Origin of the sequence: Kitasatospora sp. NPDC090091, assembly GCF_044747365.1 — a bacterium.
Taxonomy (GTDB): Bacteria; Actinomycetota; Actinomycetes; order Streptomycetales; family Streptomycetaceae; genus Kitasatospora.
On record NZ_JBIVDY010000005.1, the window covers coordinates 370,282 to 396,635 of the forward strand.

Sequence of the window (26,354 nt, forward strand, 5' to 3'; positions counted from 1 at the left end):
GCGGCCCTCCTATCGCAGCTTCGGATCGAGGGCGTCGCGGACCGCGTCGCCGAGCATGATGAACGCCAGCACGGTGATGCTCAGCACGATGGCCGGGAAGAGCAGCACGTGCGGGGCGGTCAGGAAGCGGGACTGCGCGTCACTGATCATCAGGCCCCAGGAGATCGCCGGGGACTGGATGCCGATCCCGAGGTACGAGAGCGCCGCCTCGGCACCGATGTAGACGCCCAGGTTGATGGTCGACACCACGATCACCGGGGCGACGGCGTTCGGCAGGATGTGCCGGGTGACGATCCGTCCGGTGCCGGCGCCGAGCGCCCGGGCCGCGACCACGTAGTCGTTGTGCTTGTTGGAGAGCACCGCCGAGCGCATCAGCCGGTAGATCTGCGGCCAGCCGAGCACGGCCATCACCGCGGAGACCGTCCAGGCGTTGCCCTTGCCCCAGGTCGACATGATCAGCATGCCGCCGAGCAGCAGCGGGATGGCGAAGAAGATCTCGGTGATCCGGGACAGCGTGCTGTCCCAGAGCCGGCCCACCCAGCCGGCCCAGAGCCCGAGCGTGCCGCCGATGGCGACCACCAGCGAGGTGGTCAGGATGCCGACGATGATCGAGTTGCGGGCGCCCCACACGGTGCGGGTGTAGATGTCGCAGCCCTGCACGTCGAAGCCGAACCAGTGGTCCGCGCTGGGGCGCTTCAGCGAGTCGGCGAGGTTGCAGAAGCCGCCCTCGGTCGGGTCGCGGTCGGTGAACAGCTGCGGGGCGACGGACAGCGCCACCATGAGCACCACCAGGAAGGCGCCAATCAGGAACAGCGGGTTGCGGCGCAGGTCGTACCAGGCGTCGGTCCAGAGGCTGGCCACCCGCTCGGTGCCCGCGCCGCCGCCCTTGGCGGTGGCGGCGTCCGCGACGGCGCCCGCGGCCCGGGCGACCGGCCCGTTGCCGGGCGCCCCGTTCCCCGACGCCCCGTTCCCCGACGGTCCGGAGCCGGCCTGGCCCGGGATCGCCGCCTGCGTGTTCTCGCTCTTCGTCGGCTCACTCATAGCGGATCCTCGGGTCAAGGACGGCGTACAGCAGGTCGACCACCAGGTTGGCGAACAGGTAGACCAGCACCAGGGCGCTGACGATGCCCACCACGATGGTGCGTTCCCGCAGGTAGACGGACTGGAAGAGCTGGTGTCCGACCCCGGGGATGTTGAAGATGCCCTCGGTGATCACCGCGCCGCCCATCAGCCCGCCCAGGTCCATGCCGATGAAGGTGACGATCGGGATCAGCGCGTTGCGCAGGCCGTGCCGGATCACCACCCGGAACGGGCTGAGGCCCTTGGCGACCGCCGTCCGGACGTAGTCCGCCCGCATCACCTCGATCAGGCTGGTCCGGGTCAGCCGGGCGACGTACGCCAGTGAGGTCGCGGCCAGCACGTACGCCGGCAGCAGGTAGGAGCGGAAGCCCGCCTCCTCGTTGAAGGAGACCGTGAAGAAGTCGATGCCCCAGTCGTTCTTGAGCTTCACGCCCAGGAGCAGCTGGAGCACGAAGCCGATCACGAAGGTCGGGATGGAGATGACCATCAGGGTGGAGATCAGCACCAGGTTGTCGAGGAACCGTCCGCGCCGGAGGGCGGCCAGCACACCGGCGGCGACGCCCACCGCCATCTCCATCGCCACCGCGGCCAGCGCGAGGTTGATGGTGTACGGGAAGGCACGGGTCATCACGTCGACGACCTCGTTGCCGCGGTAGTCCTCGCCGAAGTCGCCCTTGAACAGTCCGACCAGGTAGTCCCAGTACTGGACGAAGAACGGGTCGTCCAGGTGGTAGCGGTCCCGCAGGACCGCGACCACGGCGGGGTCCTGCCGCTTCTCACCGGCCAGTGCCGTGATGGGGTCGCCAGGCAGCAGGAAGACCAGTGCGTAGATCAGGAACGTCGCGCCGAGGATCACAGGTATGGCCTGGATCATCCGGCGGACCACATAGCGGCCCATGCGGCCTCCTCGTGGTTCGGGGGCACGCCGGAGCCGGGCGGCGCGGGGGTGGCCCGCGCCGCCCGTCAGGGCGTACCGGTCAGCGGGTTCGAGGTCAGGCCAGCTCGACGTTGGCGAGGTCGATCCGGTTCTGGGCGTCGATGACCACGTTCTTCACGGCCTTGGTGTAGGCGCCGGAGGTCATGTACGTGTACACCGGGATGTACGGCAGTTCCTTGATCAGGATGTCGTCGGCCTGCTGGTAGAGCTTGATGCCCTCGGAGTCCGAGGTGGCCGCGTCGGCCTTGGCGAGCAGGGCCTCGAAGTCCTCGTTGACGTAGCCGCCGTAGTTGGACCCGTTCTCGATGGCGATCTTGGAGAAGATCGGCCGCAGGTAGTTCTCGATCGACGGGTAGTCCATCTGCCAGGCCATCCGGAACGCTCCGGAGTACTTGTGCTCACCGAGCGCGGTGAGGATCGCACCGAACTTCTCGAACGGCTTGAAGGTGACCTCGATGCCGAGGTTGGTCTTCAGCTGGTTGCCGACGGCCTCGATCCACTCCTTGTGGCCGCCGTCCGCGTTGTAGCCGATCTCAAGCGTGTTGCCGGGCAGGCCGCCGGCCTGGGTGAAGAGCTCCTTCGCCTTCGCCGGGTTGTACTTGGCGGCGTCGCCGAGCGCGCCCTGCCGGTAGCCCGGAATGATCGGGCTGACGAAGTCGTCGGCCGGCTTGCGGGTGCCGGAGAAGATCGTCTTGGTGATCGACTCCCGGTCGATCGCCATCGAGATCGCCTTGCGGATCTCCGGCTTTCCGAACGCCGGATTCGTCGAGATCGGGAATCCGAGGAAGCCGACCCCGGATTCCGGCTTGTAGATGTAGCGGTCACCGAACTCCTGCGCGACGGTCGACATCGCCGAGATCGGCAGCTTGTTGGTGATCTGGATGTTGTCCGCGCGCAGGTCGTTGTACGCGGTGTCCAGCTTGTCGTAAATCTTGAAGGTGACGGAATCCAGCTTCGCCTTTCCGTCCGCCGCCGGGAAGTTCTCGTACCGCTTCACCTTGATCTGCTTGTTGTGCTCCCACTTTCCGTCCATCTGGAACGGCCCGTTGCCGATCGGCGCCTCCTCGAAGGCCTTCGGGTCGGTGAAGAAGGCCTTCGGCAGCGGGTAGAACGCGGTGTAGCCGAGCATGGTCTTGAACTGCGAGAACGGCGCCTTGAGGGTCACCGTGAAGGTCTTGTCGTCGACCACCTTGAGGCCCTTGAGCTCCTTGGCGGCCGGCTTCTTGTCCTTGCCCGGCGCCAGCTCGTCGGCGCCGAGGATCTTGTCGTAGAAGGGCAGGCCCTCCTGCGCGTTGTCCTGGTTGGCCCCGTAGTTCCAGGCGTCGACGAAGTTCTGCGCGACGACCTTCTCGCCGTTGTGGAAGGTGTAGCCGTCCTTGAGCTTGATCGTCCAGGTGGTGGCGTCGGTGGTCTCGATCGACTGGGCGACCCGCAGGGTCGGGGCGTTGGTCTTGCGGTCGTACTCCACCAGGCCGGCGAAGAGCTGGGAGAGGACCTGCGCGCCCTCGGACTCGGCGGTGTTCTGCGGCACCAGGCCGTGCTGCGGCTCACCCGACTCGATGCTGATCGAGCCGCCCTTCTTGCCCGATCCGCCACTCCCCTGGTCCGCCGACTTCTTGTCGCCGCCGGTGCTGCAGGCGGAGACCGCCAGCGCCGTGCACGCCGCCAGCGCGGTCCAACGCATCGTCTTGGTGAGCCTCATTCAACTGCTCCTCGATTTAGGGGCTTACGAACGAACGGCAGGTCCCGCCACTCGGTGTGCCGGACATGGCGGAGGACGACATCGCAGGGCCGATCCACGCAGTTGGCGAGGTGACCGCTGATATGCGCAGAGCAACTATCGATCACCCGACCCCTTCCGCGGAATCGCCGTCACATCTCTTTTCAATTACATGCTCAGACCAAGTCGTGACAATGCTCGCCAATTCCTGCATATCGCGCCCGGAGGGCCCCGCTCCGGATTCCGGATAACGGACGACAGGTGCCGGTATCCGATGCTTTACGGAGCGTAATGATCAATTCCGCGGAGGAATTCCGGAGTTTCCGCAGGACAACAGCAGGGCGCGCCCTCCGGAGGGAGGGCGCGCCCTGTTTCGCCGGGTGGACCGGCGCTGTCAAACGGTTTCCGGCGGGTCGGCCGCACCCCCCGGCTCCGCCCCGCGCTCGGCCGCGAAGTGGCAGGCCGAGTCGTGCAGCGCGAGCCCGTCCAGCCAGGCGGGCGAGGCCAGCAGCGGGACCTCCAGGGCGCACTTCTCCTGCGCCTTCCAGCAGCGGGTGCGGAACCGGCAGCCGGACGGCGGGTTGGCCGGCGACGGCACGTCCCCGGTGAGCACGATCCGGTCGCGGGTCTCGCGCGCCTGCGGGTCCGGCACCGGCACCGCGGAGAGCAGCGCCTGGGTGTACGGGTGGGTCGCGTGGTCGTAGATCTCCGCGTCGGTGCCGATCTCGACCACCCTGCCCAGGTACATCACGCCGACCCGGTCGGAGATGTGCCGGACGATGGAGAGGTCGTGCGCGATGAACATGTAGGAGAGGTTGAACTCGCTCTGCAGCTGCTCCAGCAGGTTGATCACCTGCGCCTGGACGGACACGTCCAGCGCGGAGACCGGCTCGTCACAGATGATCACCTCCGGCTTGAGCGCCAACCCGCGGGCGATGCCGATGCGCTGACGCTGGCCGCCGGAGAACTGGTGCGGATAGCGGTTGATGTACTCCGGGTTCAGACCGACGACGTCCAGCAGGTCCTGAACGGCCTTGCGGCGGCCGCCCTTCGGCGCCACCTCGGGGTGGATCTCGAACGGCTCTCCGATGATGTCGCCGACCGTCATCCGGGGGTTCAGCGAGGTGTACGGGTCCTGGAACACCATCTGGATGTTCCGGCGCACCGCCTTCAGGCCGGACCCGGAGAGCCGGGAGATCTCCTCGCCCTTGTAGCGGACCGACCCGCTGGTGGCCGGCTCCAGGTTCATCAGCACCTTGGCCAGCGTGGACTTCCCGCAGCCGGACTCCCCCACGATGCCGAGCGTCTCACCCTGCATCAGGTCGAACGAGACGCCGTCGACCGCCTTCACCGCGCCGACCTGCTTCTTGAAGACGACGCCCTTGGTGAGCGGGAAGTGCTTGACCAGCTCCCGCACCTCCAGGATCGGCTCGCCGCGCCGCACCTCGTGGGTGAAGGCCACCTCCTCCGGCATCGACGCCCCCATCGCGGTGACCCCGTCAGCGGTCATGGAGGGTCTCCTTCCAGAAGAAGCAGGCGCTGCCCCGCCCGGCCAGCTCGGTGCCGTCGTCCTCGGTCACCGGGAAGAGCTCCGGCACCTCGCTCCGGCAGATCGCCTGGGCCCGCGGGCAGCGCGGATTGAAGGCGCAGCCCGCCGGGATCCGCAGCAGGTTGGGCGGCAGGCCCTTGATCGCGTACAGCTCCTGGCCCTTCTGGTCCAGGCGTGGGATGGAGTCCAGCAGGCCCCTGGTGTACGGGTGGGCCGGCCGGGCGTAGAGCTCGTGCACCGGGGCGGTCTCCACGATCCGGCCCGCGTACATCACCGCGATCTTGTCCGCGACGTCGGCGACCACGCCGAGGTCGTGGGTGATCAGGATCAGGCCCATGTGGTACTCGGCCTGGAGCTCGGCCAGCAGGTCCATCACCTGGGCCTGGACGGTCACGTCCAGCGCGGTGGTGGGCTCGTCCGCGATGATCAGGTCCGGCTCCAGTGCCAGGGCCATCGCGATCATGATGCGCTGGCGCATGCCGCCGGAGAACTGGTGCGGGTAGTCGCCGACGCGCTGCTTGGCCGCGGGGATGCGCACCCGGTCCATCAGCTCGACGGCCTTCTCCTTGGCCTCCTTGCGCGAGGTGTCGCGGTGCGCGCGGAACATCTCGCCGAGCTGGAAGCCCACGGTGAGCACCGGGTTGAGCGAGGAGAGCGCGTCCTGGAAGATCATCGCGATCTTCTGGCCGCGGATCCTCCGCCGCTCCTCCTTCCCCATCTTCAGCATGTCCTGGCCCCGGAAGCGGATCTCGCCCTTGGGGATGCGGGCCGGCGGCATGTCGAGGATGCCCATGATCGCCTGCGCGGTCACCGACTTGCCGGAGCCGGACTCACCGAGCACCGCGAGCGTCTCCCCGGCCCGCACACTGTAGTTGACGCCGTTGACCGCCCGGGCGACCCCGTCCCGGGTGACGAACTCGACGTGCAGGTCCCGGACGTCGAGCAGCGGCCCCTCGAAGGGTGCCTCCCGCTTCGGCTTCCCGGTGTCGACCTCTGTGGTCACGATCGCTCCCCTTCGCTCAGCGCAGCTTCGGGTCGAGGGCGTCGCGGACCGCGTCGCCCATCATGATGAAGGCCAGCACGGTGATGGAGAGCGCCGCGGCCGGGAAGAACATCACGTACGGCGCCGTCCGGATCACCTTCTGGGCCGAGGCGATGTCGATGCCCCAGGAGATGGTCGGGTCCTGGAGGCCGATACCGAGGAAGCTCAGCGTGGCCTCGGTGGCGATGTAGCCGCCGAGCGCGATGGTCGCCACCACGATCACCGGTGCCACCGCGTTCGGCAGGATGTGCCGGACCATCAACCGCCCGGTACCGGCGCCGAGCGCCCGTCCGGCCATCACGTAGTCGGCCTGTTTGACGGTCAGGACGGCGCCGCGCATGACCCGGGCGATCTGGGTCCAGCCGAGGACGACGAGCGCGAGGACCACGGCCCACACCGTGCGGCTGGAGAAGCCGTTCAGCAGCACCAGGGCCCCGAGCAGCAGCGGGACGCCGAAGAAGATGTCGATGATCCGGGAGAGCACCGCGTCCACGGCGCCGCCGAAGTAGCCGGCCACCATGCCGGTCAGGCCGCCGAGCAGGGTGACCCCGGCGGTGACGAAGATGCCGACGGTGATCGAGGCCCGGGCGCCGTACACCACCCGGGCGTAGATGGACCGGCCCTGGGCGTCGTAGCCGAACCAGCCGGCGCCGAAGAAGTCCGTCCAGTCCGGCCGCTTGAGGTAGTCGTGGACGAGGTCGGCCTTGCGCGGGTTGGCGTCGGTGAAGGCCCAGGGGAAGATCGACATGATGATCAGCAGCAGGATCAGCAGCGCGGAGATCAGGAAGATCGGGCGCCGCCGGAGGTCCCGCCAGGCGTCGCCCCAGAGACTGCGCGCCTCCTCCCGCTTGGTGGCGTTCTCCTCGACCAGGGTCTCCTGCTCGACCGCCATGCCCTGCTCCCCGGCGAAGTCCAGGTGGTCGACGCCCGGCTTCGGGTGCGGCTCGAAGTCGCCCTCGTCGTGCAGGTCAGGCATAGCGGATCCTCGGGTCCAGGACCGCGTAGAGCAGGTCGACGATCAGGGAGGCGACCAGGTAGACGATCACCAGGACGGTCACGATGCCGACCACGGTGGGGCCCTCCTTCTGGTTGATCGCCCGGTACAGGACGTTGCCGATGCCCTGCACGTTGAAGATCCCCTCGGTGACGATGGCGCCGCCCATGAGCGCGCCGAGGTCGGTGCCGAGGAAGGTGACCACCGGGATCAGCGAGTTGCGCAGCAGGTGCCGGCTGACGATGGTCCGCCGGGGCAGGCCCTTGGCGACCGCCGTGCGCATGTAGTCGGCCCGCAGGTTCTCGCCGATGGACGTGCGGGTGAGCCGGGCCACGAATGCGAGCGAGAGCGAGCCGAGCACGATCGCGGGCAGGATCAGCTGGGAGATGTCGGTGGAGTCCTGCACCGTCGGCGTGACCCAGCCCAGGTTGGTCGCGAAGATCGTCTGGGCGATGTACGCGAGCACGAAGACCGGGATCGAGATCACCACCAGGGTGAGGAAGAGGACCGCGGTGTCCTCGATGCTGCCGCGTCGCAGGCCGGAGACCAGGCCGAGCGCCAGACCGAAGATCAGCTCGAAACCGAAGGCGAGCAGCGCGAGCCTGATCGTCACCGGGAAGGCGTCCGCCATGATGTCGGTGACCGGGCGGCCGGTGAAGCTGGTGCCGAAGTCGCCCTGGAAGAGGTTCCCCATGTAGTGCAGGTACTGCTTCCAGACCGGCTGGTCGAGGTAGTACTTGTGCTTGAGGTTGGCCACCACCGCGGGGTCGGCGGCCTTCTGCCCGAACAGCGCCGAGACCGGGTCGCCCGGCAGCGCGTAGACCAACAGGAAGATCAGCAGCGTGGCGCCGAAGAACACCGGGATCATCTGCAGCACCCGCCGCAGCACGTAACTGCCCATCCGAGCCCTCCTTCCTAGGTGACCGATCGGCCGGGTGGCCGATGGGGCCGAGTGCCCGGGCCCCGCCCCCCGTGCGGGGAGGGCGGGGCCGGCCGAGTTGGGCCCCTCCTGCCCGATGCCGGGCAAGGAGTGGGCCCCTCCTGCCCGATGCCGGGCAAGGAGTGGGCCCCTCCTGCCCGGTGCCGGGCAAGGAGGGCAGGATCAGCCCTTGACCTCGACCTGGGTCCAGGCCGGGTTTCCGAAGGAGTCGAAGGCGACGTTCTGGACGTTGGTGGAGTAGCCCGAGTTGGTGCGGTAGTACCAGAGCGGGATGGCCGGCATGCCGCTGCCCAGCACCGCCTCCGCCTGCTGGTAGCCGGTCACCGAGCCCTGGACGCTGTCCGCCTGGTCCGCCTGGGTGGCCAGTTGGTCGAACTGCGGGTTGCTGTAGCCGAAGTCGTTGGACGCGGCGCCGGTGCGGTAGACGTCGGCGAGGAAGTTGGCGTTCAGCGGGTAGTCCTGCACCCAGCCGGTGCGGAACATGCCGTCGATCTGGTGCCCGGTGATCGCCGCGCGGGCGGTCTTGAAGTCGGGCTTCGGGTCGCCGACGCACTCCACGCCGGTGCTCTGCCGGATCGAGTTGCAGACCGCGTCGACCCACTCCTTGTGGCCGCCGTCGGCGTTGTAGGTGATCGTCAGCTTGTTGTTCGGGACGCCGCCGCCCTGGGCGATCAGCTGCTTCGCCTTGTCCGGGTTGAACGTGCAGAAGTCCCCGCACTGGCCCGACTTGTAGCCCTCGACGCCGTCCGCGACCCAGGCGCTGGCGGGCGCGCGCGAGCCCTGGAGCACCGTCTTGGTGATGGTGTCGCGGTCGATGGCCATCGAGATGCCCTGGCGGACGAGCGCCTTCTCCGGCGGGGCCCAGTCCGACTGGTACAGCGTGAAGCCGAGGTTCTGGATGGCGCCCTGCGGGGAGTCGATCGCGCGGTCGCCCAGGTCGTTCTTGTACGTGGCCAGCGCGGAGGGCGGCACCTGGTCCATCACGTCCAGGTTGTTGGACTGCAGGTCCGCGTAGGCGGCCTCGGCGGTGCTGTACATCTTGAAGACGACGCCGCCGTTCTTCGGCTTGTCCACGCCCTGGTAGTTCGCGAAGGTCTTGGTGACCACCTGCTGGTTGTGGTCCCAGCTGACGAACTGGTAGGGGCCGTTGCCGACCGGCTTCTGCCCGTACCCGGCAGGGTCGTTGAAGAAGCCGGCCGGCAGCGGGGAGAAGGCGATGTAGCCGAGCTTGTACTCGAAGTACGAGACCTTGCCGCTCAGCTTGATGGTGAAGTGCGTGTCGTCGACGACGGTCAGCCCGGACATCTTGGTCGCGGTCGGCTGGCCGCTCTCCGGGTGGACGTCCTTGTAGCCCTCGATGTCCGCGAACCAGGAGCTGTTGATCTGGTTGTTGGTGGACGTCGCACCCCAGTTCCAGGCGTCCACGAAGCTGCTGCTCGTGACCGGGGTGCCGTCGTGGAAGGTCCAGCCGGACTTCAGCGTGACGTTGAACGTCTGCGAGTCACTGGTGTCGATGCTCTCCGCGGCCTGCATGCGCAGCTTGGCGTTGCTCGGGTCGTAGTCGACCAGGCCCTTGAAGAGGTTCTGGATGATGCGACCGCCACCGGTCTCGTTGGCGTTGGCCGGCTGCAGCGGGTTCTGCGGCTCGCTGCTCTGGTAGCTGAAGGTCTTGTTGCTGTCCGACGAGCTGCTGCCGCCTCCGTCGCTGCTGCACCCGCTGGCCACCAGGGCCACGGATGTCGCACCGACGAGGACCCATCGAGCGCGGGTGGCTGCGGGCATGGAGGTCCCTCCTCAAGGTGTGTGTCGCATCACACCCCATGAGAAGCGCGGCCGTGCGGCGGCGCGAGCCGGGTACCCCCGGACGGGTGCAGGTGCCCGCCCTGCCGGGTTGACGAAACGCCGGAAGGGCCCGCGGCTCGAAAGCCACGGGCCCTTCCGGGTGACGCCTCGGGGATCAGACGGCGGCGGCCGTCTCCCGGACCTCGGCGAAGTGACACGCCGACTGGTGCTTGGCCGCACCGGTCAGCACCTCGGGCACCGCGAGCAGCGGGACCTCGGTGCTGCAGCGCTCCTCCGCCTTCCAGCAGCGGGTGCGGAAGCGGCAGCCGGACGGCGGGTTGGCCGGCGAGGGGATGTCGCCGGTCAGGATGATCCGGTCGCGGCTCTCGCGCGCACCCGGGTCCGGCACCGGCACCGCGGAGAGCAGCGCCTGGGTGTACGGGTGGGTGGCGTTGTCGTAGATCTCCTCGTCGCTGCCGATCTCGACCATCTTGCCGAGGTACATCACGCCGACGCGGTCGGAGATGTGCCGGACGATCGAGAGGTCGTGCGCGATGAACATGTACGAGAGCTCGAACTCGCTCTGCAGCTGCTCCAGCAGGTTGATCACCTGCGCCTGGACGGACACGTCCAGGGCGGAGACCGGCTCGTCGCAGATGATGATCTCGGGCTTCAGCGCGAGACCGCGGGCGATGCCGATGCGCTGGCGCTGGCCGCCGGAGAACTGGTGCGGGTACCGGTTGATGTACTCCGGGTTCAGGCCGACGACGTCCAGCAGGTCCTGGACCGCCTTGCGGCGGTCGCCCTTCGGCGCCACCTCGGGGTGGATCTCGAACGGCTCGCCGATGATGTCGCCGACCGTCATGCGCGGGTTCAGCGAGGTGTACGGGTCCTGGAACACCATCTGGATGTTCCGGCGCACGGCCTTGAGGGCCGCGCCGGACAGCTTGGAGATGTCCTCGCCCTTGAACAGGACCTGGCCGGAGGTGGCCCGCTCCAGGTTCATCAGGACCTTGGCCAGCGTGGACTTGCCACAGCCGGACTCACCCACGATGCCGAGCGTCTCGCCCTTCATCAGGTCGAACGAGACGCCGTCGACCGCCTTGACCGCGCCGACCTGCTTCTTGAAGAGGATGCCCTGGGTCAGCGGGTAGTGCTTGACCAGGTCCTTGACCTCCAGGATGGGCTCAGCCATGGAGGGTCTCCTTCCAGAGGTGGCACGCGCTGCGGCGGCCGGTGAGCTCCTTGCCGTCCTTGTCGGTCACCTGGTGCAGCTTCGGAATCTCCGAGCGGCACAGGTCGGTGGCGACGTCACAGCGGGGGTTGAACGCGCAGCCGGCCGGGACCTTCAGCAGGTTCGGGGGCAGGCCCTTGATCGCGTACAGCTCCTGGCCCTTCTGGTCCAGGCGCGGGATGGAGCGGAGCAGGCCCTTGGTGTACGGGTGCGCGGGGTTGGAGTACAGCTCGTGCACCGGGGCGGTCTCGACGATCCGGCCCGCGTACATGACGGCGATCTTGTCCGCGACGTCGGCGACGACGCCGAGGTCGTGGGTGATCAGGATCAGGCCCATGTTGTACTCGGCCTGCAGCTCCGCCAGCAGGTCCATCACCTGGGCCTGGACGGTCACGTCCAGGGCGGTGGTGGGCTCGTCGGCGATGATCAGGTCGGGCTCCATGGAGAGCGCCATCGCGATCATGATGCGCTGGCGCATGCCGCCGGAGAACTGGTGCGGGTAGTCACCCACGCGCTGACGCGCGGCCGGGATGCGCACCCGCTCCATCAGCTCGATGGCCTTCTCCCGCGCCTCCTTCCGGGAAGCGCCGCGGTGCACCCGGAACATCTCGCCGAGCTGGGCACCGACGGTCATCACCGGGTTCAGCGAGGAGAGCGCGTCCTGGAAGATCATCGCGATCTTCTGGCCGCGGATCTGCCGGCGCTGCTCCTCCTTCATGGCGAGCATGTCCTCGCCGCGGAAGAGGATCTGGCCCTGGCTGATCCTGCCGGGCGGCATGTCGAGGATGCCCATGATGGTCTGGGCGGTCACCGACTTGCCGGAGCCGGACTCGCCGAGCACCGCCAGGGTCTCACCGGCGGCCACGGAGTAGTTGACGCCGTTCACGGCCTTCGCGACGCCGTCCCGGGTGTGGAACTCCACGTGGAGGTCGCGGACCTCCAGCAGCGGGGTGCCAACCTCAAGGCGGCCGCTCTTCTGGTTCTTCTCGATCACGGTGGTCATCGGGTCGTCACCTCTTCTCTCAGCGGAGCTTCGGGTCGAGGGCGTCGCGGACCGCGTCGCCGAGCATGATGAAGGCCAGCACGGTGACGCTCAGCGCGGCCGACGGGAACAGCAGCACGTGCGGCGCGTTCAGGAAGCGGACCGACGCGTCGCTGATCATCAGACCCCAGGAGATCTGCGGCGGCTGCACACCGATGCCGAGGTACGACAGGGCGGCCTCGGCGCCGATGTAGACACCGAGCGAGATCGCCGCGACGACGATGACCGGCGCGATGGCGTTCGGCAGGATGTGCCGGAAGGTGATCCGGCCGCTGCCGGCGCCCAGCGCACGGGCCGCCATCACGTAGTCGTTGTTCTTGTTGGCCAGCACGGAGGCACGCATGATGCGGAAGATCTGCGGCCAGCCGAGGACGGCCATGACGACCGACACGGAGACGGCGTTGCCCTCGCCCCACATCGACATGATCAGCATGCCGCCGAGCAGCAGCGGGATCGAGAAGAAGATCTCGGTGAAGCGGGACAGGATCGAGTCGATGATCCCGCCCTTCCAGCCGGCCAGCAGGCCGAGCAGGGAGCCGACCACGGTGACCATCACGGTCGTCAGGATGCCGACGGTGATCGAGTTACGGGCGCCCCACACCGTGCGGGTGTAGATGTCGCAACCCTGGACGTCGTAGCCGAACCAGTGCTCGGCGTCCGGCCGCTTCAGCGAGTTGGCCAGGTCGCAGGCACCGCCGTCGAACGGGCTGCCGTCGGTGAACCACTGCGGCACGATCGACAGGACCACCAGGAAGGTGACCAGCACGGCGCCGATGATGAAGATCGGGTTGCGGCGCAGGTCGTACAGCGCGTCCGACCAGAGGCTCGCGACGCGCTCGGGCTTCTGCTTCTTCTCCGGGGCGGTCGAGGAGTTGTCCTCGGGCTGGGCCTCGGGGCCCTTGGTGATGGTGTCACTCATAGCGGATCCTCGGGTCGAGCACGGCGTACAGCAGGTCCACGAGCAGGGTGGTGACCAGGTAGATCATCACGAGCAGCGTGACGACGCCGACGATGACCGTGCCCTGCTTCTGGTACACGGACTGGGCGAGCAGACCGCCGATGCCGTGCATGTTGAAGATCCTCTCGGTGATCACCGCGCCACCCATCAGGCCACCGAGGTCGGCGCCGAGGAAGGTGACGATCGGGATCAGCGCGTTGCGCAGCGCGTGACGCCCGATCACCCGACGGCGCTTCAGGCCCTTGGCGACCGCGGTGCGGACGTAGTCCGCGCGCATGGTCTCCATCAGGCTGGTGCGGGTCAGGCGGGCGACGTAGGCCAGCGACATCGAGGCCAGCACGAAGGCCGGCAGCAGGTACGCGCGGATGCCGTCGTCCTCGTTGAACGAGACCGAGAAGAAGTCGAACCCGTAGTCGTTCTTCAGCTTGACGCCGAGCAGCAGCTGGAGCATGAAGCCGGTGACGAAGACCGGGATCGAGATCACCAGCAGCGTGCTGATGAGGACCAGCTGGTCCAGGAACTTGCCCTTGCGCAGGGCCGCCATGACACCGGCCGCGACACCGATGATCGCCTCGATGACGAAGGCCACCAGGGCGAGGTTCACGGTGTACGGGAAGGCGTCGCCGATCATTTCGCTCACCGAGCGACCGGTCAGGCTCTCACCCAGGTCACCCTGGAAGACGCCGGAGATGTAGTTCCAGTACTGAACGATGAACGGGTCGTTCAGGTGGTACTTCTGGCGGATCATGTCCGCCACGATCGGGTCGGCTCGCTTCTCGCCGGCCAGCGCCTGCACCGGATCACCGGGCAGGTAGTGGACCAGGGCGTAGATCAACAACGTCGCACCGATGAGGACAGGGATCGCCTGTATCAGTCGGCGGATCACATAGCGGCCCATCAGACCTCCATACTTTCGGACAAGGAAGGGAGGCGGGAGGACTCGGACTGTAGTCCGGTCCGCCCGCCCCCGTTCGTCTGACTACCAGATCAGCCGGCGAGCTCGACCTGAGCCAGGTTCATGCGACCCTGGGCGTCGGTGTCGAAGTTCTTGATCTTCTTGCTGTAGGCCGCGGAGGACATGTAGGTGTACACCGGGATGTACGGCAGGTCCTGGACCAGGACGTCGTCGGCCTGCTGGTAGAGCTTCAGGGCCTCGTCGTCGGTCTTGGCCTGGTCGGCCTGGTCGAGCAGGGTCTCGAACTTCTCGTTGACGTAGCCGCCGTAGTTGGAGCCGTTGTCGATGGCGATCTTGGAGAAGATCGGACGCAGGTAGTCCTCGATCGACGGGTAGTCCATCGACCACGCCATGCGGAAGGCGCCCGAGTACTGCTTGTCGCCCAGCGCGTCCAGGATCTTGCCGAACTTCTCGAACGGCTTGAAGGTGACCTCGACGCCGAGGTTCTTCTTCAGCTGGTTGCCGACGGCCTCGATCCACTCCTTGTGGCCACCGTCGGCGTTGTAGCCCAGCTCGATGGTGTTGTTCGGAACACCGCCGGCCGTGGTGAAGAGCTCCTTGGCCTTGGCCGGGTCGTACTTGGCCGCGTCGCCCATGGCGCCCTTGCGGTAACCCGGGATCAGCGGGTTGACGAAGTCGTCGGCCGGGACGCGGGTGCCCGAGAAGATGGTCTTGGTGATCGCCTCGCGGTCGATCGCCATCGAGATCGCCTTGCGGATCTCCGGCTTGCCGTAGGCGGCCGGGTTGGTGGCGATCGGGAAGCCGATGTAGCCGACGCCCGACTCCGGCTTGTAGATGTAGCGGTCGCCGAACTCGGCCTTCACGCCGGCCATCGCCGAGATCGGGAGCTTGTCGGTGGCCTGGATGTTGTCGGCGCGCAGGTCGTTGTACGCGGTGTCCAGGTTGTCGTAGATCTTGAAGGTGACGCCCTGGAGCTTCGCCTTGCCGTCCGAGGCCGGGAAGTTCTCGTAGCGCTTGACCTTGATCTGCTTGTTGTGCTCCCAGGAACCGTCCATCTCGAACGGGCCGTTGCCGATCGGCTTGTCGCCGAAGGCCTTCGGGTCGGCGAAGAACGCCTGCGGCAGCGGGTAGAACGGGTTGTACCCGAGCATGGTCTTGAACTGCGAGAACGGCGCGGCGAGGGTGACGGTGAAGGTCTTGTCGTCGACGACCTTCAGGCCCTTGAGCTCCTTGGCGGTGGGCTTCTTGTCCTTGCCCGGGGCCAGCTCCTCGGAGCCCTCGATCTTCGCGTAGAACGGCAGGCCCTCGGCGGCGTTGTCCTGGTTGGCACCCCAGTTCCAGGCGTCCACGAAGGACTTGGCGGTGACCTTCTCGCCGTTGTGGAAGGTGTAGCCGTCCTTGATCTTGATCGTCCAGACCTTGCTGTCCGTGGTCTCGATCGACTCGGCCACGCGCAGCTTCGGGGCGTTGGTCTTGAAGTCGTAGTCGACCAGGCCGGCGAAGAGGGCGTTCTCGACCTCGGTGCCCTCGGACTCCGCGGTGTTCTGCGGAACCAGACCGTGCTGCGGCTCGCCGAGCTGGACGGCGATGGAGCCGCCGCCGGAGGAAGCCTTGTCGTTGCTCTTCGAGCTGGTGCTGCAAGCGGTCGCCGCGAGGGCGATCGCGGTCGCCGCGACGAGCCACTTGGTCTGGGTTGCACCGCGCATGGGGGATGCCTCCTGAAATCGACTTTTCAACGAGGAGAGCACCTCGGGCGGCTGACGCCGCTTCCGTTGTGCCGTCCGCGCTCGTGGTTTCGGCGCGCACCCCTGCGCGTTAACCCTTGACCCGAGCCTGACTGCACCCACTATCCGTCACGCACGGACACGAAAGTGAACACTGCCGATCTCAATTAGGTCACATGAACGGTCGGTAAGTTTCGAAAATCGGACATATGAGACATACTCAGACAGGTACCAAACGGACAGTCGTCATGGATGACGGACTGCCGTGTTCGCTCAGCGGACACCCTGCCGCGGTTAGCGCTATTCCGTTTATACGCGCGTCGACAACTTGGAGTAGTTGAAAAAGATCGCCCCCCTTCCCATTGGAAAGGGGGGCGATCGTTTCAGGCCAAAGGGCCTCAGAAGGGGGAGATCACGCCTTCTTCGCGCGCGAGGCGGTACGGCCGCGGTCCTTCTGGTCGAGGACGACCTTACGGATGCGAACAGTCTCCGGGGTCACCTCGATGCACTCGTCCTCGCGGCAGAACTCCAGCGACTGCTCCAGCGAGAGCTTGCGCGGGGGGACGATCGACTCGGCCACGTCGGCGGTCGAGGACCGCATGTTGGTGAGCTTCTTCTCCTTGGTGATGTTCACGTCCATGTCGTCGGAGCGCGAGTTCTCGCCGACGATCATGCCCTCGTACACCTCGGTGCCCGGGTCGCAGAAGAGCACGCCGCGCTCCTGCAGGTTGGTCATCGCGAAGGCGGTGACGACGCCGGCCCGGTCGGCGACCAGCGAACCGTTGTTGCGGGTGGTCAGGGTGCCGAACCACGGCTCGTGGCCCTCGTGGATCGAGTGCGCGATGCCGGTGCCGCGGGTGTTGGTGAGGAACTCGGTGCGGAAGCCGATCAGGCCGCGGGACGGGACGACGAACTCCATCCGGACCCAGCCCGAGCCGTGGTTGGACATGTTGTCCATCCGGCCCTTGCGGATACCCATCAGCTGGGTGACGGCGCCCATGTGCTCCTCGGGGACGTCCACGGTCAGACGCTCCACGGGCTCGTGGGTCTTGCCGTTGACCTCCTTGGTGACCACCTGCGGCTTGCCGACGGTCAGCTCGAAGCCCTCGCGGCGCATGGTCTCGATCAGGATGGCCAGCGCCAGCTCACCACGGCCCTGCACCTCCCAGGCGTCCGGGCGCTCGGTGTCCAGGACGCGCAGCGAGACGTTACCGATCAGCTCGCGGTCCAGGCGGTCCTTCACCTGGCGGGCGGTGACCTTGCGGTCGACCCGGCCGCCGGACTTGGCGTCCGCGCCCTTGCCGCTGCCGCCGCGGCCGACCAGCGGCGAGGTGTTGGTGCCGATGGTCATCGAGATGGCCGGCTCGTCCACCGTGATCAGCGGCAGCGCGATCGGGTTCTCCGGGTCGGCCAGGGTCTCGCCGATCATGATGTCCGAGATACCGGCGACGGCGCAGATGTCACCGGGGCCCGCCACCTCGGCCGGCTTGCGGGTGAGCGCCTCGGTCATCAGCAGCTCGGAGATGCGGACGTTGGAGATGGTGCCGTCGCGCTTGATCCAGGCCACGGTCTGGCCCTTGCGCAGCTCGCCCTGCTCGACGCGGAGCAGCGCGATGCGGCCGAGGAAGTTGTCGGCGTCGAGGTTGGTGACGTGGGCCTGGAGCGGCGCGTCCTCCTCGAACGTCGGGGCCGGGACGTGCTCCAGGATGGTGGAGAAGAACGGCTCCAGGCTGGTGCTGTCGGCCGGGACGGTGCCGTTCTCCGGCTTGGTCAGCGAGGCGACGCCGTCACGCGCGCAGGCGTAGACGATCGGGAACTCGATCTGGTCCTCGTCCGCGTCCAGGTCCAGGAAGAGGTCGTAGGTCTCGTTGATGACCTCGTCGATCCGGGCGTCCGGGCGGTCCGTCTTGTTGATGCAGAGGATGACGGGCAGCCGGGCCGTGAGCGCCTTGCGCAGCACGAAGCGGGTCTGCGGCAGCGGGCCCTCGGAGGCGTCGACCAGCAGGACGACCGCGTCCACCATCGACAGACCACGCTCGACCTCGCCACCGAAGTCGGCGTGGCCCGGGGTGTCGATGATGTTGATGGTGATGGGCGCGCCACCGTCCTTGGGGTGGTACTTGACCGCGGTGTTCTTCGCGAGAATGGTGATGCCCTTCTCGCGCTCCAGGTCGTTCGAGTCCATCATGCGGTCGTCGAGCTGCTGGTGGGCCGCGAAGGCACCGGCCTGCTTGAGCATGGCGTCGACCAGGGTGGTCTTGCCGTGGTCGACGTGGGCGACGATGGCGACGTTACGGATGTCGTTGCGCGTGGGCATGCCTAGCGGATTCTCCCGGAATCGTGGGTTACGGCGCCCGGCCGCGAGACGCCGACCGGCGATCCCTGTTGATCGCCGCCGCCCGTTCCGCCTGCTACTACCGGTCCACCCGCCGGGCAGGACATGCCACGGCTTCCTCCTATCGTACGGGGAACCACCCAGGTGGGCCGAAACGGCGGCCTCGGGCGGGACCAAGATCACAGGTGGATCACACACCTTTCACCCCCGCGTCGCCTTCCGCCACGCTGTCCGGCGGTGATCCAAAGCGTCCACCGGTACCTCACCGGGGCTTCCCCCGGTGCCGGCCCACTCCTCGCAGCGCCCGCCGAGGAACGGGCCGTCAGGGGGTGAGCAGGCCGATGTCCTGGAAGCGGGGCCAGCCGTAGCCCCAGGCGCCGGCGGCCGCGATGCCGTCGCGGACGGCGACCAGCTCGGGGCGCTGGTAGAGCGGCACCGAGTGGCCGAGCTGCCAGATCCGGGTGTCGGCCTCCTGGAGCAGGGCGAGGTGCGCCGCGGGGTCGAGCTCGGCCGCCGCCCGGTCGAAGAGGCGGTCGATCTCCTCCGTCCCCGTGCGGCCGTAGTTGCTGCCGGCCTCCAGTGAGCCGTCCGCGCCCGGCCGGGGCTTGGCGTAGACCGGGCGCTGGTCGACCGCCGGGGACGGCCCGGCGGGCCAGGAGAACAGGGCGAGGTCGTAGTCGCCGGCGGCCAGGTGGCCGGGGACGAACGTGTCGGCCGGGACGGCCGTGGCCCGGAGGGCGATCCCGGTCCCGGCGAGGTCGGCGGTCAGGGCGTCGGCGGTGCGCCGGGCGGTCGCGGAGTCGGCCGGGAGCAGCAGCGACAGGGCGAGCTCCCGGCCGTCCCTGGTCCGGGTGCCGCCGTGCGCGGGCCGCTTCCAGCCCGCCGCGTCCAGCAGCCGGCCCGGATCGGCGCGGCCGATGGCGTCGGCGTTGTCCCGGTAGCCGTCCTGGTCGCCGGCGAGCAGGTGGCTGCCGAGCGGGGCGCCGGCGAGGCCGAGCGGAGCGAGCGCGGCCTCGGCGATCCGCCGCCGGTCGACGGCCCGGGCCAGGGCGAGCCGGACGGACGGATCGGTGAGCGGTCCCCGGGCGGCGTTGAGGGTGAGCTGGGTGAGCGAGGGCGCGGACGCCCGGTGCACGGTGACGCCGGGGAGCGATTCCGCGCGCCGCAGCGCCTTGTCGGCGGCCTGGGCCTGGTCGGCCGAGGTACCGGGAGCCGCCGATGCCCGGTCGACCGCCGTGGTCACCGGCGCGATGTCGAGCCGGTCCTGGTCGAGCGCGTCCAGCCGCTGCTCGGCCGGGACGGCCAGGAAGTCGATCCGGTCGGCCTTGGGCCGCTCCCCCCACCAGAGCGGATTGCGCGCCGCGGTGGCCCGGCCGCCCGCCGGGTCGTACCCGGTGAGCCGGAACGGCCCTGCCGTCAGGTGCGGGCCGCCGGCCGCCGGCCGGTTGAAGGCGGCCGGGGTCGCGGTCTCGGCGGCGGGGTAGAGCGGGCCGAACAGCGAGCGCCACTCGGCGTACGGCTGCCGGAAGGCGACCCTGACCTCGTGCGGGCCGGTGCCCTGGGTGATCGAGTCGATCGCGCCGTACCCGGCCGGCCGGGTGGCCCCGTAGGCCGGGTCGAGGCCGGAGAGCGCGGCCCGCTGGGCGGCGAAGTCGGCCGCCGAGAGCGGGGTGCCGTCGCTCCAGACGGCGTGCGGATTGAGCCGGTAGGTGACCACCTGCGGCAGCTGCCCGGGCGGGGTGGACTCGGCGGAGTCCAGGTAGTCCGGGTCGGCGACGAGCCGGCCGTGCTCGTCCGGCCGGAACAGCGCGGGGTAGAGGGCGTGCGCCAGCAGCGCCGAGTCGGCGGTCGCGGCGCCCTGGTAGACGTTCAGCGTGGCCGGGACGGCGTCCAGCGCCCAGCGCAGCGTGCCGCCGTCCCGGACGGCGTCCCGCTCGTAGGGGCGGACGTCACCGGTGACCGCGACCGGGTCCGCGGAGGAGGGGACGGGCGCCGGGGTGCGGGCCGGGGCCGGGGCGCCGGAGCAGCCGGCCAGGGGGCCGGCTGCGAGCAGCAGCGCGGCGGCTGCGGAGGTGAGCTGGCGGACGCGCATGGCGGCCATCGAACGCCGCCCGGCTGCGGCCGGGCCCGCCGACACGTCGGCCGCCCGGCGACTGCACCCGGTCGGCGGAGCTGTGACTCGCCCGCTCGCCCGCTCGCCTCCGGGGCGGGGAGCGGACCGGCCGAGCCGGCCGGGGGCGCGGCTACAGGGACAGCTCGAACCAGACGATCTTGCCCTTGGGCGTGCGCCGGCTGCCCCAGCGTTCCGCCAGCAGGCTGACCAGCTGGAGCCCGCGACCGCCCTCGTCGGTCTCCTGGGCGCGGCGCTGGCGCGGCTGGGCGTAGCCGTCGTCCCAGACCTCGCAGACCATGGTGCGGTCGCGCAGCAGCCGGAGCCGGATCTCGCCCCGGCCGTGCCGGAGCGCGTTGGTGACCAGCTCGCTGACCAGCAGCTCGGTGGTGTCGACCAGCTCGTCCAGGCCGCGCGCCAGCAGCCAGCTGCAGGCCAGCTCGCGGGCCTTGGCCACCGAGGTCGGCTCCGGCGGCAGGACCCAGTTGCCGACGGCGTCCTCGGGGAAGGCGTGCACCTTGGCCATCAGCAGGGCGATGTCGTCCTCGCCGTGGTGCGGGATGAGCTCGCCGAGGACGTGGTCGCAGAGGTCCTCCAGCCCCCTGCCCTCGGCGGACAGCGCGGTGCGGAAGGCCCGCAGGCCCTCGTCCAGCTGGTGCTTGCGGCTCTCCACCAGGCCGTCGGTGTAGAGGCCGAGCACGGCGCCGTCCGGCAGGGTCAGCTCGACCTCCTCGAACGGCTCGCCGCCGACGCCGAGCGGCAGGCCCGGCGGGACGTCGAGCATCCGGGCCGGCTCGCCGGGGCTGAGCAGGACGGGCGGCAGGTGGCCGGCGTTGGCGAAGGTGCAGCGCCGGGTCACGGCGTCGTAGACCGCGTAGACGCACGTCGCCAGGTAGACCTCGCGGGCCTCCTCGTCGGCGCTCGACGTGAGCCGCCCGTACGGGGTGGGCGTCACCGCGGGCGCGGTGTCGTCGCCGAGGCCGCGGGCGATCTCGTCGAGGGCGGAGAGCACCTCGGCCGGGTCGAGGTCGAGCATGGCCAGGGTGCGGACGGCGGTGCGCAGCTGGCCCATCGCGACGGCGGCCCGCAGGCCGCGGCCCATCACGTCGCCGATGACCAGCGCGGTGCGGTTGCCGGGCAGCGGGATGACGTCGAACCAGTCGCCGCCGACCTCGGTGTTGTTGTTGCTGGGCAGGTAGCGGCAGGCGATCTCCAGGCCGCTGGCGGCCGGGTTGCCCGGGGGCAGCAGGCTGCGTTGGAGGATCAGCGCGCGCTCGTGCTCGCGGCGGTAGAGCCGGGCGTTGTCGATGCAGACGGCGGCCCGGGCGACCAGCTCCTCGGCGATGGCGACGTCGCGGGCGTCGAAGGGCTCGCTGCCGATCGCGCGGGAGAGCTGGACCAGGCCGAGCACCTGGTCGCGGGCGACCAGCGGCACGATCAGCGTGGATCGCAGCAGCGGGTCGGGCCCGGGCTCGGGGACGACGCTGCGGCCGGTGCGCAGCGCCCGGGCGTGCGGGGAGCGGCGCGGGTAGCAGAGGGTGCCGCCCGCCTCGGCGATCGGCAGGCCGGTGACCGAGCCGAGCACCGACGAGGCACCGCCGACCACGCTGGAGACGGCGACCCGGCGCAGTTCGCCGCTGCCGTCGGTGAGCACGGTGTCGCCGAGCCGGCCGGCGCTGGGCACGCTCTCCCCGGAGAGCAGCGCGGTGTAGAGGTCGACGGTGGCGAGGTCGCAGAACGGCGGGACGACGACGTCCAGCAGCTCCTTGGCGGTGGTCTCCAGGTCGAGGGTGGAGCCGATGTGGGCGCTGGCCTCGTTCAGCAGGGCGAGGTTGCGGCGGACGCCGTCGGCCTCGCGCTCGGCGACGTGCCGGCTGGTGACGTCGGAGACCTGCCCGGCGACGCCCATCGGCTGGCCGGCCGAGCCGTTGAGGCGGTAGAGCGAGACGGCCCAGAGCCGGTTGCCGTCCCGGGTCGGGACGGCGGAGTGGAAGCGCAGGTCGAAGACGGGCTCGCCGGTGGCGAGGACCTTGCGGAGGGCGGCGGTGAGCCGGTCGGCCTCCGAGGTCGGGAAGATGTCGTGGGCGGTGAGGCCTTCGAGGTCGGTGGGGGCCAGGCCCATCCCGGAGGCGAAGGCGTCGTTGACGCGCTGCAGCCGCAGCCGCTCGTCGAAGAGGACGAAGCCGGTCGGCGTCTGGCCGAAGACGGCCACCGAGGCGGCGAGGTCGGTCTCGATCCGGCGCAGGCGGCCGAGGTCGACGGCGAGACAGGTGGCGCCGGCGGTGGGCAGCGCGCTGTCGGGCATCAGGTAGAGCTCGGCGAGCCCCTCGCCGCCGGTGGCGTCGCGGTAGGGCGCGGTGCCGACCCACTCCTCGCCGGCCAGCGTGCGCTCCAGCCGGGCACGGCCGCGCTGCCAGAGCTCACGCGGGACGAAGGTGCTAATCGGGTCCGCGCCGACCGCCTCGGCGGCGGGCAGGCCGAAGAACTCGGCGGCGCGCTCGCTCCACTGGCTGATCCGGCCGTCGGGGCCGATCGCGAAGGTCGCCACCCGGATGTACTCGTAGATCGAGCCCGGATCCCCGGCGCCCCACTGGTCGGTGCCGGCCGCGGTGCGGGCGGCGCCGCCGTGGCGGTGCGCGGCGGCCGTCGCGGCCGCGTGGGCGGGCAGGTGCGGCGAACCGGCCTGCCCGGGCACAGCGGCATGACCGCTGTTGCTCGGCGCGTTACGCGCCGGGGTGCTGTTCAACGGACCGACCCCTCCAAACCCGCGACCGTCCGGATGCCGAGAAGACCGAGTATTCATCATCGAGGGGTACGTTCACACGCCCTCAACATCACAACATCAGATCGGGCGAAGGTTTTTGTCCTACCGCCCGCGCAACCACAATGCCACGCTCGCGCCCCCTGCCGGAGCGCGCGCTCCCCCCGGCCGACCGATGGCATATGCAGCCCCGTTCTACTCGCGTCCTACTCGGCTCCCGACTCGTCGGGCTCATTACCCGGCAGCGCCTGCTCGAACCAGACGACCTTGCCCATGCCCTCCGCCCGCGCGCCCCACCGGAGCGCGAGCCGGCGCACGAGCTCCAGGCCCCGGCCGCCCTCGTCGGCCTCCGCCGCGTGGCGCTCGCGGGGCGGGTCGGGCAGCGGGTCGGAGATCTCCACGAGCAGCGTCTCGCCCAGCGTCAACCGTACTCCGATGGGTGCGCTGGCATAGCGGACGGAATTGGTGACCAGCTCGCTGACCAGCAGCTCGGCGGTGTCGGTCAGCTCCTCGACGCTCCACTCGGCGAGCGTGGCCCGGACCAGCCGGCGGGCCCGGGAGACGGCGGTCGGCTCGGCGGGCAGCGTCCAGCCGGCCGTCGGGGTGCCCGCCTGGCCGTGGCCGAGCCGCGCCAGCAGCAGCGCCACGTCGTCCGGCTCGCGGCCCTGCTCCATGGTGCCCAGCACCGCCTCGCAGGCCGCCTGGATCGACGCGTAGGGCTGCTGGAGGACGGTGATCAGCCGGCCCAGGCCGACGTCGAGGTCCTTGTCGCGGGACTCCACCAGGCCGTCGGTGCAGAGGGCGAGCAGGCTGCCCTCGGGGATCTTCAGCTCGACCGCCTCGAACGGGACGCCGCCGACGCCCAGCGGCGCGCCGGAGGGGAGGTCGAGGATCCGGCCGGTGCCGCCGGGCAGCGGACCGCCGGTCCGGGTGGGCTCCTCCGTCTCGTCGGCCGGGACGACCAGCACCGGCGGGATGTGGCCGGCCTTGGCGACCGTCAGCCGGGCGGTGGCCGGGTCGAACACCGCGTACACGCAGGTGGCCAGCAGCGCCTCGTCCGGCCCCTGGGCGAGGTCGTCGGCGAGCTCGTGGACGTGCCGCAGCAGCACGTCCGGCGGCAGGTCGAGGGCGGCCAGCACGCGGACGGCGGTGCGCAGCCGGCCCATGGTGGCGGCGGCCCGCAGGCCGTGGCCCATCACGTCGCCGACCACCAGGGCGGTGCGGTCCCCGGGCAGCGGGATGACGTCGAACCAGTCGCCGCCGACCTCGGTGCCGCTGCTGCCCGGCACGTACCGGTAGGCGACCTCGACGCCGGTGGGCTGCGGGACCTGCTGCGGCAGCAGGGTGCGCTGCAGGGTGAGCGCGGCGGTGCGCTCGCGGGCGTAGAGCCGGGCGTTGTCGAGCGAGCTGCCGGCCCGGTCGGCCAGTTCGACGGTGAAGGCGAGGTCGTCGCGGTCGAAGCCCTCGCGGTAGCCGGCCCGGCTGACCAGCAGCAGGCCGATCACGATGCCCCGGGCGCGCAGCGGCACCACCAGCATCGAGTGCACGCCCAGGTCGTGCGCCGCCTGCATCTTCGGGTCGCCGGGGTAGGTGACGTCGCTCAGCTGGTCTGCGCCGGAGAGCAGCTCGGGGACGCCGGTGCGCAGCACCCGGCCGCAGGCGGAGTCCTCGGCGAAGGTGATCCGGGCTCCGCGGCGCAGCATCACCTCGACCTCGGGGCCGTCCTGGACGGAGGCGGTGCCGAGCTGGAGCAGCGAGGTGCGGCGGTCGTGGCCGTGCCGGGGCAGGTCGTCGCCGTGCGCGACGGCCTGCAGCAGGATGACCGCGGAGAAGTCGGTGAGCCGGGGGACGACGGCGCCGGCCAGCTCCTGGGCGATCCGCGAGGCGTCCAGCAGGTCGCCGACCCGGGAGCCGAACTCGTTCAGCAGGGAGAGCCGGCGCCGGGCGTGCTCGACCTTGGCCACCGCCCGGTAGCGCTCGGTCACGTCCATCACCGTGCCGGAGATGCCGAGGACCCGGCCGGCCCGGTCGGTCATCCGGCTGTAGGAGATCGAGCGGTAGCCGGAGCGCGCGGTGACCGGCGAGGCGAGGGTGACGTCGATGACCGGCTCGCCGGTGGCCAGGACCTGGCGCTGGATGGCGGTGATCTCGTCGGCGGCCCGCTCGGGCAGGGTCTCGCCGGTGGTGCGGCCGACGTGGTCCTCGGTGGCCATGCCGTTCATCGCGGCCAGGGTCCGGTTCACGGCGGTGTAGCGCAGGTCGGTGTCGAGGACCGCGATCCCGAGCGGGGACTGCTCGAACAGCGCGTCGCGGACGGCGAGGTCGCGCTCGACGGCCCGGACGGCGGCCGCCTCGGCCAGGTTGGCCTGCAGGAACGGGGTGCCGTCGCCGTCCACCAGGAGCGAGATCCGGGCGTCGACGGCCACCGGGACGCCCTCGCGGTCGCGCAGCTCGGCGGGGCCGGTCCAGCGGCCGTGCCGCAGGGTGGCCTGGATCGCGACCCGGATCCGGGCCACCTGGTCCTCGTCCGGGATCAGCTCGTCGATCCGGCGGCCGACCAGCAGCTCACTCGGCCAGCCGAGCAGCTCCTCGGCGGCCGGGCTCCAGAGGACCACCCGGCCGGCGGTGTCCAGAATCGCGATGGCCACCTTGACCACGTCGAGCAGGTTGCCCTCGGCGCGCGCGCCGGAGCCGCCCGGCTCCGCACCGGCGGCGCCGGGGAACGGCCGGCCGGGGCGGCTGCGGACGGCGGCGGGCGAGGTCGCGTCGGCCACCACGAGGGAGGGCGCGGGCCGGTCCGGGGGCTCGGCGGAGGCGGCGGAAGGATCAGCGGCCACCGGGGTACCGGCCGGGGCGGTGGCGTTCCTGCGGCGGCGGCCGGCCGGCGGCTGGGGCGGCGCCGGGCGCACACCGCGGCGCAGCCGCGCGCGGGCGGCCGCGCTCCCCCTGGCGCCCGTGCGTCGCGCGCCCCCGCCGCCGCTACCGGTACTCGACACCGACGGGGCCTCCGGCTCTGGTCGGGATCGGCGTCGCCGGCTGGAACGGCTCACCGATGGTGACGAATAGTGCCGAAAAGTGACATACCCAGCAGAACCCAGGCTATCCCGGCTTCTGGGGCTTCTTGTCCGATTGACCTACCTGGCGTATTGCGCGCGGCGGGCCCAGCTGCTCCGGTGGCCGGGCCCCGGGCGAAGCGGCGTTCCGGAGCTCGGCTGCCCGGGCGCACGGCC

17 protein-coding genes are annotated in these 26,354 nt (G+C 70.0%); all 17 read right to left on the bottom strand.

Annotated elements, in window-relative coordinates:
• Positions 1-9 precede the first annotated feature (9 nt).
• A complete protein-coding gene (locus ACIPSC_RS11510) occupies positions 10-1,041 on the bottom strand; it encodes an ABC transporter permease (protein ID WP_400824840.1) in 1,032 nt (343 codons plus the stop codon).
• Positions 1,034-1,978: an ABC transporter permease gene (locus ACIPSC_RS11515; protein ID WP_400824841.1), complete on the bottom strand. Its 945-nt coding sequence runs from the start codon at positions 1,976-1,978 to the stop codon at positions 1,034-1,036. The genes ACIPSC_RS11510 and ACIPSC_RS11515 overlap by 8 nt, the downstream gene beginning before the upstream one ends.
• 94 nt (positions 1,979-2,072) lie before the next feature.
• Complete coding sequence (locus tag ACIPSC_RS11520; protein ID WP_400824842.1) at positions 2,073-3,719, bottom strand: ABC transporter substrate-binding protein; 1,647 nt, start codon at positions 3,717-3,719, stop codon at positions 2,073-2,075.
• Positions 3,720-4,131: 412 nt separating this feature from the next.
• Complete coding sequence (locus ACIPSC_RS11525; RefSeq protein ID WP_400824996.1) at positions 4,132-5,223, bottom strand: ABC transporter ATP-binding protein; 1,092 nt, start codon at positions 5,221-5,223, stop codon at positions 4,132-4,134.
• Positions 5,224-5,236: 13 nt separating this feature from the next.
• The gene (locus ACIPSC_RS11530) at positions 5,237-6,289 is read right to left on the bottom strand and encodes an ABC transporter ATP-binding protein (protein ID WP_400824844.1); all 1,053 of its coding nucleotides are present in this window, start codon (positions 6,287-6,289) and stop codon (positions 5,237-5,239) included.
• 16 nt (positions 6,290-6,305) lie between these two features.
• Positions 6,306-7,220 carry an ABC transporter permease gene (locus ACIPSC_RS11535; RefSeq protein WP_400824998.1) on the bottom strand — a complete coding sequence of 305 codons (915 nt, stop codon included), beginning with the start codon at positions 7,218-7,220 and terminating at the stop codon, positions 6,306-6,308.
• Positions 7,221-7,296: 76 nt separating this feature from the next.
• Positions 7,297-8,223 carry an ABC transporter permease gene (locus tag ACIPSC_RS11540; RefSeq protein WP_400824845.1) on the bottom strand — a complete coding sequence of 309 codons (927 nt, stop codon included), beginning with the start codon at positions 8,221-8,223 and terminating at the stop codon, positions 7,297-7,299.
• A gap of 201 nt (positions 8,224-8,424) precedes the next feature.
• Entirely contained in the window at positions 8,425-10,044 is a 1,620-nt protein-coding gene (locus tag ACIPSC_RS11545) for an ABC transporter substrate-binding protein (RefSeq protein WP_400824847.1), read from the bottom strand.
• 175 nt (positions 10,045-10,219) lie between these two features.
• A complete protein-coding gene (locus ACIPSC_RS11550) occupies positions 10,220-11,239 on the bottom strand; it encodes a dipeptide ABC transporter ATP-binding protein (RefSeq protein WP_313765377.1) in 1,020 nt (339 codons plus the stop codon).
• Positions 11,232-12,281 carry an ABC transporter ATP-binding protein gene (locus tag ACIPSC_RS11555; protein ID WP_313765376.1) on the bottom strand — a complete coding sequence of 350 codons (1,050 nt, stop codon included), beginning with the start codon at positions 12,279-12,281 and terminating at the stop codon, positions 11,232-11,234. Before ACIPSC_RS11555 ends, ACIPSC_RS11550 begins: the two co-directional genes overlap by 8 nt.
• Positions 12,282-12,300: 19 nt before the next feature.
• Positions 12,301-13,239 (bottom strand): ABC transporter permease, encoded by a 939-nt coding sequence (locus ACIPSC_RS11560; protein WP_400824849.1) that lies wholly within the window; start codon positions 13,237-13,239, stop codon positions 12,301-12,303.
• Positions 13,232-14,176, bottom strand: a complete 945-nt coding sequence (locus tag ACIPSC_RS11565; protein ID WP_313765374.1) for an ABC transporter permease — start codon at positions 14,174-14,176, stop codon at positions 13,232-13,234. The genes ACIPSC_RS11560 and ACIPSC_RS11565 overlap by 8 nt, the downstream gene beginning before the upstream one ends.
• Positions 14,177-14,265: 89 nt before the next feature.
• Positions 14,266-15,900: an ABC transporter substrate-binding protein gene (locus tag ACIPSC_RS11570; protein ID WP_400824851.1), complete on the bottom strand. Its 1,635-nt coding sequence runs from the start codon at positions 15,898-15,900 to the stop codon at positions 14,266-14,268.
• Positions 15,901-16,330: 430 nt separating this feature from the next.
• On the bottom strand, positions 16,331-18,235 hold the full coding sequence (gene typA / locus ACIPSC_RS11575; RefSeq protein WP_400824853.1) for a translational GTPase TypA: 1,905 nt from the start codon (positions 18,233-18,235) through the stop codon (positions 16,331-16,333).
• 340 nt (positions 18,236-18,575) lie between these two features.
• Complete coding sequence (locus ACIPSC_RS11580; protein WP_400824854.1) at positions 18,576-20,345, bottom strand: ABC transporter family substrate-binding protein; 1,770 nt, start codon at positions 20,343-20,345, stop codon at positions 18,576-18,578.
• Between the two features lie 151 nt (positions 20,346-20,496).
• Positions 20,497-23,109, bottom strand: coding sequence for a SpoIIE family protein phosphatase (locus ACIPSC_RS11585; RefSeq protein ID WP_400824857.1), 2,613 nt, complete (start codon positions 23,107-23,109; stop codon positions 20,497-20,499).
• Positions 23,110-23,330: 221 nt separating this feature from the next.
• Positions 23,331-25,961 carry a SpoIIE family protein phosphatase gene (locus ACIPSC_RS11590; protein WP_400824858.1) on the bottom strand — a complete coding sequence of 877 codons (2,631 nt, stop codon included), beginning with the start codon at positions 25,959-25,961 and terminating at the stop codon, positions 23,331-23,333.
• Between the last annotated feature and the right edge of the window lie 393 nt (positions 25,962-26,354).

Bases quoted from the DNA above. Each gene is read 5' to 3' on its own strand.
- ACIPSC_RS11510 (WP_400824840.1), bottom strand. From the start codon at position 1,041: ATGAGTGAGCCGACGAAGAGCGAGAACACGCAGGCGGCGATCCCGGGC.
- ACIPSC_RS11560 (WP_400824849.1), bottom strand. From the start codon at position 13,239: ATGAGTGACACCATCACCAAGGGCCCCGAGGCCCAGCCCGAGGACAAC.
- ACIPSC_RS11540 (WP_400824845.1), bottom strand. From the start codon at position 8,223: ATGGGCAGTTACGTGCTGCGGCGGGTGCTGCAGATGATCCCGGTGTTC.
- ACIPSC_RS11565 (WP_313765374.1), bottom strand. From the start codon at position 14,176: ATGGGCCGCTATGTGATCCGCCGACTGATACAGGCGATCCCTGTCCTC.
- typA (WP_400824853.1), bottom strand. From the start codon at position 18,235: ATGCCCACGCGCAACGACATCCGTAACGTCGCCATCGTCGCCCACGTC.
- ACIPSC_RS11520 (WP_400824842.1), bottom strand. From the start codon at position 3,719: ATGAGGCTCACCAAGACGATGCGTTGGACCGCGCTGGCGGCGTGCACG.
- ACIPSC_RS11525 (WP_400824996.1), bottom strand. From the start codon at position 5,223: ATGGGGGCGTCGATGCCGGAGGAGGTGGCCTTCACCCACGAGGTGCGG.
- ACIPSC_RS11555 (WP_313765376.1), bottom strand. From the start codon at position 12,281: ATGACCACCGTGATCGAGAAGAACCAGAAGAGCGGCCGCCTTGAGGTT.
- ACIPSC_RS11535 (WP_400824998.1), bottom strand. From the start codon at position 7,220: ATGGCGGTCGAGCAGGAGACCCTGGTCGAGGAGAACGCCACCAAGCGG.
- ACIPSC_RS11515 (WP_400824841.1), bottom strand. From the start codon at position 1,978: ATGGGCCGCTATGTGGTCCGCCGGATGATCCAGGCCATACCTGTGATC.
- ACIPSC_RS11580 (WP_400824854.1), bottom strand. From the start codon at position 20,345: ATGCGCGTCCGCCAGCTCACCTCCGCAGCCGCCGCGCTGCTGCTCGCA.
- ACIPSC_RS11545 (WP_400824847.1), bottom strand. From the start codon at position 10,044: ATGCCCGCAGCCACCCGCGCTCGATGGGTCCTCGTCGGTGCGACATCC.
- ACIPSC_RS11550 (WP_313765377.1), bottom strand. From the start codon at position 11,239: ATGGCTGAGCCCATCCTGGAGGTCAAGGACCTGGTCAAGCACTACCCG.
- ACIPSC_RS11570 (WP_400824851.1), bottom strand. From the start codon at position 15,900: ATGCGCGGTGCAACCCAGACCAAGTGGCTCGTCGCGGCGACCGCGATC.